Genomic DNA, 11,674 nt, shown 5'->3' with positions numbered 1-11,674 from the left:
GCCCTCACCGGTGTCCGCCGGTGAGGGCCGCGCCGCCGGGTTCAGGGCCTCGGTCTCAGCACTCGCGCAGGCCCGGTGCGGGGTCGACGGAGGTGTGGACGTCGACGGCGGCGACGTTGCCCCACTGGCCGTTGTCCAGCTGGGTCCAGTACCAGACGTTGTTGCCGCCGGCGTGCTGGTCGCCGCGGCCCCAGCACTGGAACCAGCTGGGGCTGGTGTTCAGGGGCCCGCGGACCGCGGAGTTGTAGCGGCGGTGCTCGTAGCCCTTGGCGCCGACCCGGTTGCCGCACCACAGCTTGCCGTCTGCGCGCACCCCGCATTCGGCGGCCGCGCTGTTGCCGGTGGCGGGAGCGGCCGCGGCGGGCCCGGTCACGGTGGCCGTGCCGGCTGCCAGTGCGGCGGCGGCGAGACCCAGGACGATCTTGTTGCGTGCGGACATGGTTCCTCCTCGGAGAACGGCTCACTCGGGAGCCGCGTGATGGATACGCGGGGCGTGGCGTGGGGGTGCGGGGGGGGTGCGTGTTCAGGGGCAGGTGCGTACGCCGTCCAGCCAGGCGGGGCCCTTGATGTAGATGTTGGTGATCCACGCCCCGTACTCGGGCAGGTAGGACCAGGCGTCGTTGGTGTAGCCCTCGGCGGTCACGGGCTCGGCGTGTTTCTGGCAGTCGATGCGCACCGTGGTGGGGCCGGGGAACTTGTGTACCCGCGGGCTGGTGGTGGACGGCTCCTTGTGGGTCCACACGTCGGTGCCCCAGGTGCTGAACGTGCCGGGTGCCTGCGCCGCCGGTGCGATGCGGACCGCTCCGGCGTAGTCGCCGCCCAGCCGTACGTCGCTGACGGTGATGCGGGTGCCCGATTCCCGGGCCTCGACCATCTTGCCCGCGCCCAGGTAGATCGCGATGTGGTGGATGGAGCCGCCCGAGCCCCACGCCAGGAGGTCTCCGGGGAGCAGCGGTGCGGTCCCCTGGGCGGCGGTGAAGCGCTGTTGCACCTGCGGTGAGTGGAACTGGTGGTAGGCGTTGCCGGTCAGCGGGTCGCCGCCGGCCGCGCGGTGGTAGGCGTAGCGGACCAGTCCCGAGCAGTCGAAGCCGAGGCGCTCGGGGTCGTGTGCGCTGTCCGGGTCGCTGGGGTCGACCTGGCCGTAGGTGGGGCCCGGCTGTGGGCCGTGGCCGCCGCCCCAGGTGTACCAGACGCCGATCTGTTCGCAGGCGGCTGCCACGGCCTTCTGCGCCACCGCGGAGGCGCCGGGGGCGAGCACCCTGCACTCCCCCGCCGCCGTCGCCGCCGTCGCCGCTGTCGCGGTGGTGGTGGCCGCGGTGGCGCCGTGGGCTCCTGCCCAGGTGGTCAGGAGGGTGAGCGCCGTCACCGCCGCCACCGCTGTTGTGCGTCCCGCCATGTCGGGTCCCCCGTTTCCGCCGCGCGGTGTCGCCGCGGGGCGTCGTGCTCGTCGTGGTGTCCTGTCGGGCACTTCGAGACTGTTCCCCGGGAGGCGTGTGTGTCGAGGAGGTGCGGGTCGCCCACTGCAACGGGCAACGGGAAACATCCGGGAAACCCCGTCCGGCCTGGGGTTTTGAGCGTCCGTCAGCCGAGGGGTCGCCGTCTGCCGTCGCGTCCGTCGCGGATTCGCCGGAACCCGGGCGCGGCACACCGCATCCCCTTGAGGGGTGGCCGGGCACCGGCCGCGGCGGGGTGCCGAGCGAACCGTCCACCGCCTTCGACTCGAAACGGACCGGACCGAACCGGACTGGACCGGACTGGACTGGACTGGAGAATGCCGCGGATGAACCCTCAGCCATCGTCGGGGCTCCTGGGCAGGGCGCTGCGCGCCGTGCGGGGGTATCTGCGCCGTGCGCCGCTGACCGCCGGCTATGTCTGCCTGCTCCTGGCCGGGCACGCCTGGATCGGCGGGGTGTCCGCCGATCGGGCGGCCGCCGTGCTGGGGTACCTCAGCAGCAACCTGGACAACCTGCGGGACCATCCGCTGTCCGCGCTGGTCGGCAGCGCGCTGTTCTTCGACGGGACGCTCACGGACGTCGCGTCGACCGACTTCGTGGGCACGCTGATCACCTTGGGTCTCGGGGTGGTCTGCTTCCTGGCCTGGGCGGAGTCGCGGTGGGGGAAGCGGCGTGCGGTGGCTGTGTTCCTCGGCGGGCATGTCGCGGCCACGCTGCTCACCGCCGCCGTCATCGCCGCCGGGCTGCGGTACGGCTGGTATCCGGCGGCGGTGCGGCAGTCCTTGGACTACGGGGTCAGTTACGGCGCGCAGACGGTGCTGGCGGTCGGCACGCTCGCCCTGCCCCGCCGGGGGCGCCTGCCCTGGGCGGCGTTCGTGCTCGGGTGGCCTGTGGGCGGGGCCGAGTGGAACGGGCCGCTGCCGGACTTCACCACGGTCGGTCATCTCCTGGCGGCGGTACTCGGCTTCGGGCTGTTGGCCGTCCCGGCCTTCAGGCGCCGGCGGGGCGCCGGCGGGCCGTCCCGTGACGGGGACGCCCGCGAGCAGGCGCGCGCGGGCAGCGGCGGCTCACCGCTGGTCTGAGGCGGCGGCCACCTCTCGGTCCGGCTCTTCGCCGGGCCGGTGGGCGGGCTCGCCGTCGATCGTGAAGCGGCACATCGAGCGGCGGAAATCGTCCGCTCCGAGCCGCGGTTCAGAACACTTCCGACCCCGCCACGGGGCCGTAGCCCGGCGTACTGCAGGTGCCGGTAGCCGATGCCCGCCGCTGCGGGCGCGCTGCGCAGTCGTCCCGCGTTCGCCAGGCGTTGTCGGGGCTGCGGCCTTCCTCGACGGTCCCTCCGTCGCAGGCGTGGGGCTGCTCCTCGGCCTGCGTCAGCGGCGCGGCATGGGCCCGCTGCCGGCCGGCCCGCTCACACGTTCAGCATGACGGCGTAGGCGAGGAAGAAGAGGGCGCAGGCCAGAGCCACCAGGCAGATCAGCAGGAGGGGGCCCTTGCCCCATCCGCGGGTGAGAGGGCGGTACGGGCCGGCGCCGGATCCGGTGCTCGATTCGCCGGGCGGTGTCTCGCCGGGCGGTACGCCGCCGTGGGGCGGTGTGGTGCGCGGCTCCGGGTCTGGTGCGGACATGTCTGCCTCCTCGCCCCCTCGCCTTGCCGGCAGGTCCGCCGGGCTGCCCGGCACCTACCCGCCGCGTGCCGACCCATCCCTCCGGTGGGTCGGGGGCCGGGTGCCGGGTAGTCGCAGGGCGTGGGCGAGCGGCTCGGACCGGGGCCGGGCCGCCGCCCGGGGGTTCCCGCTGCGGGAGCGCCCGTCCCGGCACGAGGAGAGAGCCATGGGCATGAAGGACAAGGGCAGACGGCTCAAGGAAGCGGCCGAGGAGGTCATGGGGACCGGCAAGAAGGAGTCCGCCGGGCAGCACGGCCGGGAGGTCCGCGCGAAGGAGTCGGAGGAACGCCGCGGGCAGCAGGGCCGCGGGGCGTCGTTTGAGGATGCGGGCGAGGGCACCGACGAGCGGTGAACCGGTCGGGGCGCGGGGGGGCGGGGGTGCGCCGAGGGGCCGCCACCTGGTGCTTGGGTGACGGCCCTTCAGCCCACGGCCGGCTCGGCGGCCGGCGCTCGGCGATCGGCGCTCGGCGGTCGGCTCGGCGACCGGCGGTCGGCTCGGCGGTCGGTGGTCGGTGGTCGGTGGTCGGTGGTGTCAGACGACCGGGGTGTCGGACAGGGGTGCGAAGCCCGCGCCGCATGCGCCCGGGAGGTTCGCCGGGGTGAAGGGGGTGGTGGAGGCGGTGGTGCAGACGGCCTGGCGGATGACTCCGTTGCTGGCCAGGAGCGTGATGTAGAGGTGCCCGGGGTCTTCCTCGGTGACCGACACGGCGGTGCCGGACACGCACTTCGGCGCGTTGGCCAGGAGGCCGAGGTTGATCCACACGCCGGGGTTGCGGCTGTCGTTGAGGAAGGCGTGTCCCTTCCGGTCGGTGGCGGCGCGGAAGACGGTTTCGAACAGGCCGCCGGCTCCGGAGTAGTCGACGACGGTGGAGCTCACGTCCCGCGACACCGAGCAGTCCTTCGCCTGCTCGGCGTGGGCCTGGGAGTCCTGGCGGGCGGGGTCGTCGTTCGCGAGCGAGGACGGGGCGGTGAGCGCCCCGAGGAGCAGGGCTGCCGCGACCGTGGCGGTACCCCGTGCGGCCCAAGCGAGCTTCCTCATGCAGTTTCCTTCCGTGGGTGCGGGGCCGGCCGCGCCACGGGGCGGCGCCCGGGGCGGCTTCTGGCACCCCTGGGGTCGCGTGGCGTCATCGTGTCCGTGCCGGCCGGCCCGCCGAATGGTGAACCGTCGCGCCGTCGTGACGGCTCGTTTTCGGCTTCGAACATTCCGCGTCCGACCCGAACGCACACGCACGGCTACCATCCGTCACTCTAAGGAATGGCCTTGGGGTGGGGGTGCGTGTGAGGCCCGTTTTCAGCGGGTCCAGATGTCCAGCAGCCGGTTCGCCGCGCGGAAGTGGTCGGGTGAGTCCGCGTTGCACACGACGGTGACGGCCGTCTCGCGGTCCGGGCTGACGATGAAGGTGCTGTGGAACCCCTCCCAGTCGCCGCGGTGGACCAGGGTGTTGTCGGGCAGGAGGAGGATTCCGGCCCCGTAGCGTCCTTCCTCGATGCCGCGCGGGCGCAGGACGTCGCCGACGCCGACGGCTCCCCGGGTGACCCCGGCGAGCAGGTGCGGGCCGCCGATGCGGCCGGTGCGGCAGTTGTCGGCCCAGCGGACGAGATCCCCGGGGGTGGTGTGGACGGAGCCGTCCCCGTACTGCGTCCAGGGGGACGAGACGGGGGTGAAGGCGCCGTCGTCCTCGTCGTACGACTTCGCCTTCCCGGGGACGTCGGTGGCCGGCGCCAGGGTCATGTCCAGGTGCAGCGGGTCGAAGAACTCCTGCTGGACGAAGGCGGGGAACGGCCGGCCGGTGGCCTTTTCGACGACGTGGGCCAGGAGGACGTAGTTGGAGTTGGAGTAGGAGAAGCGCTTGCCCGGCGGGTCTTGGGGCCGTGAGGCGAGGATGGCCGCGATCGCTTCCTTCTGGCCGGCCGAATCCGTCACCGCGGTGCCCTCGGCCTCCAGCAGGTCCTGGTAGTCGGGGATGCCGCTGGTGTGGCGCATCAGGTCGCCCAGCGTGACGGTGCGCGTCCAGGCGGGCGGGTCGTCGAGGAAGTCGGACAGGGGGTCGTCGAGCGCGAGGCATCGGCAGGCGGCGGGCGGCAGGCGGCGGCGGGTGCGGTGGCCGCGCCGGCGGCCGTCGGCCTGTCGCGCCCCGGCTGCGGCCTGGCCGCATCCGGGGATTCGGGCCGACGGCTGTCGGCACACGGGATGACGGCTGCGTCGGCGGCCGGCGACGGAGCCTACGGGACAGCCCTTAGGCCCGCTTGGGGAGCTTCCAGTGGGGGCGGGGGAAGTGGCAGGTGTAGCCGTCGGGGTAGCGGGCGAGGTAGTCCTGGTGCTCAGGTTCGGCTTCCCAGAACTCGTCGGCGGGGACCACCTCGGTCACCACGGTTCCGGGCCATAGGCCGGACACCTCGACGTCGGCGATGGTCTCCTGGGCGATGCGCCGCTGCTCTTCGTCCAGGTAGAAGATGGCGGAGCGGTAGCTGGTGCCGATGTCGTTGCCCTGGCGGTTCTTCGTGGTCGGGTCGTGAATCTGGAAGAAGTACTCGAGGATGGTGCGGTAGTCGGTGGCGGCGGGGTCGAAGACGATCTCGATCGACTCCGCGTGGGTGCCGTGGTCGCGGTAGGTGGGGTTGGGTGTGCCGCCACCGCTGTATCCGACCCGCGTGCTCAGCACGCCCGGAAGCCTGCGGATGAGGTCCTGCATGCCCCAGAAGCAGCCGCCGGCCAGCCATGCCTTCTGCTCGGTCTTGCTCATGACGGGTTGTCCTTTCGTTGTCCTCCGGGCACGCCCATCCCGATCAAGCGGCACCTGTTGGAACGGTGATCTTATGGTCGCCTTCGATCGGGTGCCGCCTGTCACCGACATCCTCCCCGCCTCGGAGGGGGGATTGCCGCCCTGGCTGCCGATGTCACCGGCAGCGCCTTCGGGTGGGTTCCCCGTGCGGCGGGCCGTGCCCGGGACCGGTCGGCGTCGGTGGCGTGGAGGTCGCGTGCCGACTCCCCCCGCCCTGGCCGCCGCCGCGCACCGTGGCGCGGGTGGGGTGGGGTGGGTACGGCCGGCTGCCGGGGCTCGGGCCCGGCGGGCGCGGCAGGCGGTCGGCCGTGGCGGCCGGTCGTGGCGCGGCGGGAGCCCCGCGGCGGGCCGCGGGGCTGGTCGGCGGGGGTGAATCGTCATCTAAGATTCAAGCTGGCCGCGGGGCCGGGGCTCGTCGCTGTGTGCGGCGACCGCGGAAGGGCCAGGCCGGCCGGTCTATGAGAGCGGCCCGCATCAGGGGTTTCCGGTTCCGGTCCGGACGGGGACCGTCTGACGCTGATCATGAAGCTCCCGGGGAATCGCGTGCCGTCGGCGTGCGTCTCAGTGGTGTGAGATGCCCAGCCCGCACGCCCACGCACTGGAAGACCGCCGGGGAGAAGTGAGGTATGGCAGTGATCTGCGTCGGAGGCATGATCGGGATCGGCAAGACGAGCGTGGCCGAACTGCTCGCCAAGGAACTGGGCAGCGACGTCTTCTACGAGAGCGTCGACGACAATCCGATCCTTCCGCTCTTCTACACGGCGAGCCCCGAGGAGATCCAGGCGAGGCGCTACCCCTTCCTGCTCCAGCTCTACTTCCTGCAGACCCGGTTCGCCTCGATCAAGGAGGCGTACAAGCAGGGCGACAACGTCCTGGACCGGTCCATCTACGAGGACTGGTACTTCGCCAAGGTCAACCACGACCTGGGCCGGATCAGCTCCCTCGAGATGCAGGTGTACGAGGGCCTGCTGGGCGAGATGATGCGCGAGATCGACGGCCTGCCGTACCGCAAGGCCCCCGACCTGATGGTCTATCTCAAGGCGGACTTCGAGACGGTGCTGCACCGGATCGGCCTGCGGGGCCGCGACTTCGAGCAGGACGAGGGCCTCATCGACTACTACCGCACCCTGTGGTCGGGCTACGACGACTGGGTGAACCTGCACTACTCCGCCAGCGAGGTCCTCGTCGTCGACATGAACCGCACGGATGTCGTGCACGACCCCGACGATGCGGCCCGCGTGGTCCAGGAGGTCAAGGACGCCCTGGCCGCGGTCCGGCAGAACGCCGCGGCCGGCCTCTGACCCGTAGGGCCGTGGCCGCCTCCCCCGTGAGCGGGACGACGGGGCGGGCCGCCCGGATCGGTCCCTGAGGAGGGGTCCGCGAGCCGGGCCGGGGGCCGCCGCCTCGGACGGGAGCCCGGCCGGGTGGGGGCCGAGGGCCCGCCGCGCGGGCGCGTCGCCGGTCGGGGCCGGGCGCCGGCATGCGTCGGCGGGCGGCCGAGGGGGCCGGTCCGGCGGTCATGCCGGGCAGCGGCGTGTTCCGTCCGCCGTCGACGCTCCAGAACGCCTCTGCGATGCGGGATCGCCTGTTCCTCACCCGGGTGGCTCAGCGCGGGCCGCCGGGCGGGCGGGTGCTCACCCCGTAGGGGGAACGGTCGGTGCTTCGCACGGCCGGAGGTGGTCTACTGCGGCTCGACCAGCGGAAACCTTCGCAACAGGAGGCAGCATGAGCGACGTGGACCTCGACTTCGGACCGTCTGCGGAAGCCAGTGCGAGCGACACGTTCCCGATGCGGGCGGGGACCCTGCGCAGGAACGGCCATGTGCTCATGGACGGCGTTGCCTGCAGGCTCACCGACGTCTCGATCTCGAAGTCGGCTCAGCGCGGACTGGTCGAGGTGAACCTCACGGGGGTCGACGTCTTCACCGGTGAGAAGCACCAGGACGTGCACCCCTGCGCCCACGACGTGGAGGTGCCGGTGGTCGTCCACACCGAGTACGTGCTGGCCGGCATCGACGACGGGCGCCTCTCGCTTCTGGCCGAGTCCACGGGAGAGGCCAAGGGCGGCGTAACACTGCCGGAGGGAGCCCTCGGCCGGGTCATCGAGAGCGACTTCACCGCCGGCAGGGACGTCCGCGTCACCGTGACCCGCGCCATGGGCCGGGAGGCCGCCACCGGCCACCGCGCGCAGTAGCGGGCCCGGCGGGGCCGGTCACGGCCCCCCGTCCGCCGACCGCGATCGACAGGGAGAGGGCCGGCGAACGGCGGGGCATCCCCTGGGCCTCGTCGCGGGGCGCGGCGAGCGCGCGGGGGGCGCGCGGAGGCGGGCCTGCGGGAGCGGGGGCGTGGCGGGCGCGCGGGGGCGGGCGCGCCCCCGAACGGGCGGCTCGGCGGGCATCCGTCCGCCGGTGGCCGCAGGATCGGTGCGGGGGCACGTGACGGGAGCGGACCAAGGATGGCGAACACCGCCGGTTGCTCGAAGAGGGCGCGCGTCGTCGTGCTGTCGGGTGTGCTGGCCCTCGCCGGGGTCGTCGTGGCGGGGTGCGGCGGCGGGGCGCGCGAGGGCGGGCAGGGGCCCGGGGCGGGGCCGCACCCGCAGGCGGCGCGCTCGGGCCGGGTCAGCGTCGTCTACGAGACCGGCACGGTCGGGCCGCAGGAGCGGCAGGTCGTGGCGCTGATCCGGAAGTCCCGTGTGCTGGAGCGGACGGCCGACTGGGTGAACAGGGCACTCACCCTGCCGCACGACATGGTCGTGAAGGTCACCGCCGACGTGCCGCGCGGTGTCACCGACGCCGTGACCCAGCCCGACGGCAGGACGATCTACGTCCCGCCGTCGTTCCTGGCCGAGATCGAGAAGGCCTTCGCCGATGTCGTGAAGACCGTCGAGCGGCCGGCCCCGCTGGCGGCGTCGCAGTACAACACCGACGAACTGACCGTGCTGTCGACGGAGTTCATCTTCGGCCACGAGATGGGCCATGCACTGCAGCGCCAGTTCCTGCTGGCCAACCTCGGCCTCGAGGAGGACGCGGCCGACGGCTTCGCGTCCTTCTACACCGTCAACGAGGTCGGGCCGGGGCCTTCGCTGGCCGCCGCGGTCCTCTTCGACGAGATCGCCCGCAAGGAGGGCCGGCCGACCCTGGAGGGCATGTCGAGCGACCACCCGGTCACCCAGCAGCGGGCCTACAACTTCCTGTGCTACCTGTACGGCAGCGACCCGGAGAAGTACCGGCGCTCCCTGGTCGACAGCGGCTATCTCCCCAAAACCCGCGCTCCTTTGTGCCCGCAGTCGTGGGCGATGCTGGACTACGGCTGGTGGACCCAGCTCCAGCCGCATTTCAGCTCGGCGTTCAAGGCCGAGGGTGACGGGAAGCAGAAGAAGGCGCATGCGCGGCTGGTCGCGGAGACGCGGGAGCTGGCGAAGCGGATCGACGAGATCCGCAGCAGTCAGTGAGCCGTGCGCGCCCGGCCGGCGGCGTGCGGCAGTCCGTCACCTCCCGCCGCAACCGCTCCTGTTACACAGCCATGACACCCCAAAGCTTTTGAACACGCTCAACAGTCGCTAGATTCCTGAACATGATCAAAACTGGGTACGGGGCATGGGTGCGCGCGTTCGAGTCCGAGCGGGAGCGCCGGGCGGCCGTGGGCGATCCCGACTGGGGCAGGGGCGCGCGCCTGCCGGCCGAACTCGTCCGCAGCATCCAGAAGTTCCAGGTCGGCGAGGACGGCGACGGCTCCGCGCTCCGCGGCAAGGCCGACCTGGCCGGCGATCCGGTCTACTCCGAGGCGGTCCGGCTCTTCGTCGCCGAGGAGCAGAACCACGCGCGGATGCTGAGGCTGCTGCTGGAGGCCGGCGGGGCCGGCACCCTGGAGGGGCACTGGAGCGACGCGGCCTTCGTCCGGGTGCGGCGGCTGCTCGGGCTGCGGGTGGAGCTGCTGGTGCTGATGATCGCCGAGGTGGTGGCCCTGGGGTATTACGGGGCCCTGCGCGACGGCGCCGGCGATGCGCTGGTCCGCGAGGTCGCGGGCCGGATCCTCGCGGACGAGGAACGGCACGTCCCCTTCCACTGCCTGCGCCTGCAGGAAGGCCTCGCCGTGCTGCCGCGGCCCGCCCGGCGGGCGGTGACGGCCGGCTGGCGCGGGCTGCTGGCCTGCGCCGCGACACTGGTCGCGGTGGACCACGGCCCGGCCCTGCGGGCCTGCGGGGTGGGCCGCGGCGCCTTTGTCGCGCGGACCCTGCGCTCCTCCGCGTGGATGGCGCGCGCGATGTCGGGAGGCCCGGTCCCCGCGCCGGCGGAAGCGGGCGCGCGGGTGTGACCCTCGGCGTCCGGGCCGGCGCATCCGGGGCCCCGGGGCGTCCCGGGGCGCCGAAGGGGAGCGCCGCCGAGACCGCCGCCCGCGGCGACCGCGGCGACCGCGGCGACCGCGACGGGATCATCGCCTTGCCCGTGATGTCGCCGACGGCCGGGCCACGGGGGCCTACGAGACGATCCCGCCGGACGGAACCGGGGGACGCGTCGGCGGGCGGATCGACCGCGCCGACGTCGCGGACTCCCTCCTCACCGCCGCGGCCGGCGGCCACCGGGTCCGCCGACGCGTCACCCTCACGCGCTGAACGGCGCCGGAGTGCTGGCGCGCGGAGGGTCAGGCGCAGGAGCGCGGCCAGGGCCAGGACCACCGGCAGGGCGCACCACCGTCTGCGGCGAGCCCCTCGGCCCTGACGAAGCCGAGGCCAGGAGGGCCGTCACGGCGGCCAGGGCCGAGCCGGGCCGGGCCGCGATGTCGCAGTGATGGCGTGGGCGAGCAGGCAAGGTTGCCCGTCGCCGCCGGGTGGGACAGGAGACGGCAGGACGGCGCACACGGCGGCGCCCGTCCGACGGAAGGCGCTTCGCAGGACACCGCCGGTCGTGGCCCCTCGTCTTTCGTTCACCGCAACGCCCTCCCCCTCCCCCAGGCGGCCCGCACATGACCGCCGGACGCCTGAGCACGCCGGCCCTGCGGCCGGCACCGCTCAGCCGGCTCGGCGATCGGCGCGAGCGGGACGTCGATGCGCTGCCGGTCCCGGCGCCGCACCTCGTGGAACAGCTGGGTGGTGAGGGCGTGCGGGCATTCGGTGAACAGCGGCCGGGTGGCCGCGGCGGGAGGGGCAGGAGGGGTGCGGCGGGGCCGCGGGCGTCGGCGTCGGCGTCCGCGGCCTCGATGTCCGCGTTCTCGTTCTCGTTCCTCGGTGTCTGCGGCCTCACCGGGCATCCGGAACTGCGCGCCGGTCGGTTGCCCCCGTAACGCGAAAGACGCCCGGCCGGGAGGTCCCGGCCGGGCGTCTTCTCGTGTGTGGGCTGCCCGCTGGCGGCTTAGTACCAGTGGTTGGCCTGCCAGAAGTTCCAGGCGCCGACGGGGCTGCCGTAGCGCTCGTTCATGTAGTCCAGGCCCCACTTGATCTGGGTGGCCGGGTTGGTCTTCCAGTCGGCGCCCGCGGAGGCCATCTTCGAGGCCGGCAGGGCCTGGACCAGGCCGTAGGCGCCGGAGGAGGCGTTCGTGGCGGTGTGGTTCCAGCCGCTCTCGCGGGAGACGATGTTGTTGAACGCCGCGAACTGCGCCGGGTCCTTGATCATCTGCTGGGCGATCGCCTTGGCGCTCGTCGGGGCCGCCTGGGCGGGGACCGCGGCGAGCATGGAACCGGCGACGCCCAGGGCGAGGACGGAACCCACGAGGGTCTTCTTGGAAGCGGCGATGCGGCGGATGACGGGGTTGGACACGGAGGAACCTTCCGAAGGGGAC

At 73.2% G+C, this 11,674-nt stretch carries 13 protein-coding genes; 6 read left to right on the top strand and 7 right to left on the bottom strand.

The genetic code is table 11. The features are described 5' to 3' along the window. Positions 1 to 55 precede the first annotated feature (55 nt). Together AVW11_RS28090 and AVW11_RS28085 are read right to left on the bottom strand one after the other, a co-directional pair. Positions 56 to 439 carry a hypothetical protein gene (locus tag AVW11_RS28090; RefSeq protein WP_030852619.1) on the bottom strand — a complete coding sequence of 128 codons (384 nt, stop codon included), beginning with the start codon at positions 437 to 439 and terminating at the stop codon, positions 56 to 58. An 84-nt stretch (positions 440 to 523) separates the two neighbouring features. Then, positions 524 to 1,396, bottom strand: a complete 873-nt coding sequence (locus AVW11_RS28085; RefSeq protein ID WP_076046390.1) for a C40 family peptidase — start codon at positions 1,394 to 1,396, stop codon at positions 524 to 526. Between the two features lie 384 nt (positions 1,397 to 1,780). Here AVW11_RS28085 and AVW11_RS28080 point away from each other — a divergent pair, with 384 nt between their 5' ends. After that, on the top strand, positions 1,781 to 2,536 hold the full coding sequence (locus AVW11_RS28080) for a rhomboid-like protein (RefSeq protein ID WP_206281931.1): 756 nt from the start codon (positions 1,781 to 1,783) through the stop codon (positions 2,534 to 2,536). Between the two features lie 326 nt (positions 2,537 to 2,862). Here AVW11_RS28080 and AVW11_RS28075 read toward each other — a convergent pair whose 3' ends face one another. Beyond that, on the bottom strand, positions 2,863 to 3,078 hold the full coding sequence (locus AVW11_RS28075) for a DUF6480 family protein (protein ID WP_076046389.1): 216 nt from the start codon (positions 3,076 to 3,078) through the stop codon (positions 2,863 to 2,865). A 205-nt stretch (positions 3,079 to 3,283) separates the two neighbouring features. On the opposite strand from AVW11_RS28075, the gene AVW11_RS28070 reads away from it, so the two are divergent. Continuing rightward, positions 3,284 to 3,469 (top strand): hypothetical protein, encoded by a 186-nt coding sequence (locus AVW11_RS28070; protein ID WP_060181179.1) that lies wholly within the window; start codon positions 3,284 to 3,286, stop codon positions 3,467 to 3,469. 180 nt (positions 3,470 to 3,649) lie between these two features. Here AVW11_RS28070 and AVW11_RS28065 read toward each other — a convergent pair whose 3' ends face one another. The 3 genes from AVW11_RS28065 to msrA form a co-directional block, all read right to left on the bottom strand. Then, on the bottom strand, positions 3,650 to 4,156 hold the full coding sequence (locus AVW11_RS28065) for a hypothetical protein (RefSeq protein ID WP_051700855.1): 507 nt from the start codon (positions 4,154 to 4,156) through the stop codon (positions 3,650 to 3,652). Positions 4,157 to 4,408: 252 nt separating this feature from the next. Next, on the bottom strand, positions 4,409 to 5,305 hold the full coding sequence (locus tag AVW11_RS28060) for a serine hydrolase domain-containing protein (protein ID WP_076046388.1): 897 nt from the start codon (positions 5,303 to 5,305) through the stop codon (positions 4,409 to 4,411). Positions 5,306 to 5,354: 49 nt separating this feature from the next. Continuing rightward, on the bottom strand, positions 5,355 to 5,861 hold the full coding sequence (gene msrA / locus AVW11_RS28055) for a peptide-methionine (S)-S-oxide reductase MsrA (RefSeq protein WP_076046387.1): 507 nt from the start codon (positions 5,859 to 5,861) through the stop codon (positions 5,355 to 5,357). Between the two features lie 665 nt (positions 5,862 to 6,526). Here msrA and AVW11_RS28050 point away from each other — a divergent pair. The 4 genes from AVW11_RS28050 to AVW11_RS28035 all read left to right on the top strand — a co-directional run bounded on the left by AVW11_RS28050 (position 6,527) and on the right by AVW11_RS28035 (position 10,213). After that, a complete protein-coding gene (locus AVW11_RS28050; protein ID WP_030856101.1) occupies positions 6,527 to 7,201 on the top strand; it encodes a deoxynucleoside kinase in 675 nt (224 codons plus the stop codon). A 424-nt stretch (positions 7,202 to 7,625) separates the two neighbouring features. After that, on the top strand, positions 7,626 to 8,093 hold the full coding sequence (eif5A, locus tag AVW11_RS28045) for a translation initiation factor IF-5A (protein WP_060181204.1): 468 nt from the start codon (positions 7,626 to 7,628) through the stop codon (positions 8,091 to 8,093). A gap of 261 nt (positions 8,094 to 8,354) precedes the next feature. Further along, positions 8,355 to 9,350: a DUF4344 domain-containing metallopeptidase gene (locus tag AVW11_RS28040; protein ID WP_107052420.1), complete on the top strand. Its 996-nt coding sequence runs from the start codon at positions 8,355 to 8,357 to the stop codon at positions 9,348 to 9,350. A 122-nt stretch (positions 9,351 to 9,472) separates the two neighbouring features. Next, positions 9,473 to 10,213, top strand: coding sequence for a ferritin-like domain-containing protein (locus AVW11_RS28035; RefSeq protein ID WP_060181203.1), 741 nt, complete (start codon positions 9,473 to 9,475; stop codon positions 10,211 to 10,213). Between the two features lie 1,034 nt (positions 10,214 to 11,247). Here the strand turns inward: AVW11_RS28035 and AVW11_RS28025 are convergent. Beyond that, positions 11,248 to 11,652, bottom strand: a complete 405-nt coding sequence (locus tag AVW11_RS28025; RefSeq protein WP_030856276.1) for an aggregation-promoting factor C-terminal-like domain-containing protein — start codon at positions 11,650 to 11,652, stop codon at positions 11,248 to 11,250. Between the last annotated feature and the right edge of the window lie 22 nt (positions 11,653 to 11,674).

The organism is Streptomyces amritsarensis (assembly GCF_001953875.1).
Classification (GTDB): Bacteria; Actinomycetota; Actinomycetes; order Streptomycetales; family Streptomycetaceae; genus Streptomyces; species Streptomyces amritsarensis.
The sequence above is the reverse complement of the archived record's forward strand: the minus strand, read 5'-3'. Positions and strand labels throughout refer to the sequence as shown.

Bases quoted from the DNA above. Each gene is read 5' to 3' on its own strand.
- AVW11_RS28090 (WP_030852619.1), bottom strand. From the start codon at position 439: ATGTCCGCACGCAACAAGATCGTCCTGGGTCTCGCCGCCGCCGCACTG.
- AVW11_RS28085 (WP_076046390.1), bottom strand. From the start codon at position 1,396: ATGGCGGGACGCACAACAGCGGTGGCGGCGGTGACGGCGCTCACCCTC.
- AVW11_RS28080 (WP_206281931.1), top strand. From the start codon at position 1,781: ATGAACCCTCAGCCATCGTCGGGGCTCCTGGGCAGGGCGCTGCGCGCC.
- AVW11_RS28075 (WP_076046389.1), bottom strand. From the start codon at position 3,078: ATGTCCGCACCAGACCCGGAGCCGCGCACCACACCGCCCCACGGCGGC.
- AVW11_RS28070 (WP_060181179.1), top strand. From the start codon at position 3,284: ATGGGCATGAAGGACAAGGGCAGACGGCTCAAGGAAGCGGCCGAGGAG.
- AVW11_RS28065 (WP_051700855.1), bottom strand. From the start codon at position 4,156: ATGAGGAAGCTCGCTTGGGCCGCACGGGGTACCGCCACGGTCGCGGCA.
- msrA (WP_076046387.1), bottom strand. From the start codon at position 5,861: ATGAGCAAGACCGAGCAGAAGGCATGGCTGGCCGGCGGCTGCTTCTGG.
- AVW11_RS28050 (WP_030856101.1), top strand. From the start codon at position 6,527: ATGGCAGTGATCTGCGTCGGAGGCATGATCGGGATCGGCAAGACGAGC.
- eif5A (WP_060181204.1), top strand. From the start codon at position 7,626: ATGAGCGACGTGGACCTCGACTTCGGACCGTCTGCGGAAGCCAGTGCG.
- AVW11_RS28040 (WP_107052420.1), top strand. From the start codon at position 8,355: ATGGCGAACACCGCCGGTTGCTCGAAGAGGGCGCGCGTCGTCGTGCTG.
- AVW11_RS28035 (WP_060181203.1), top strand. From the start codon at position 9,473: ATGATCAAAACTGGGTACGGGGCATGGGTGCGCGCGTTCGAGTCCGAG.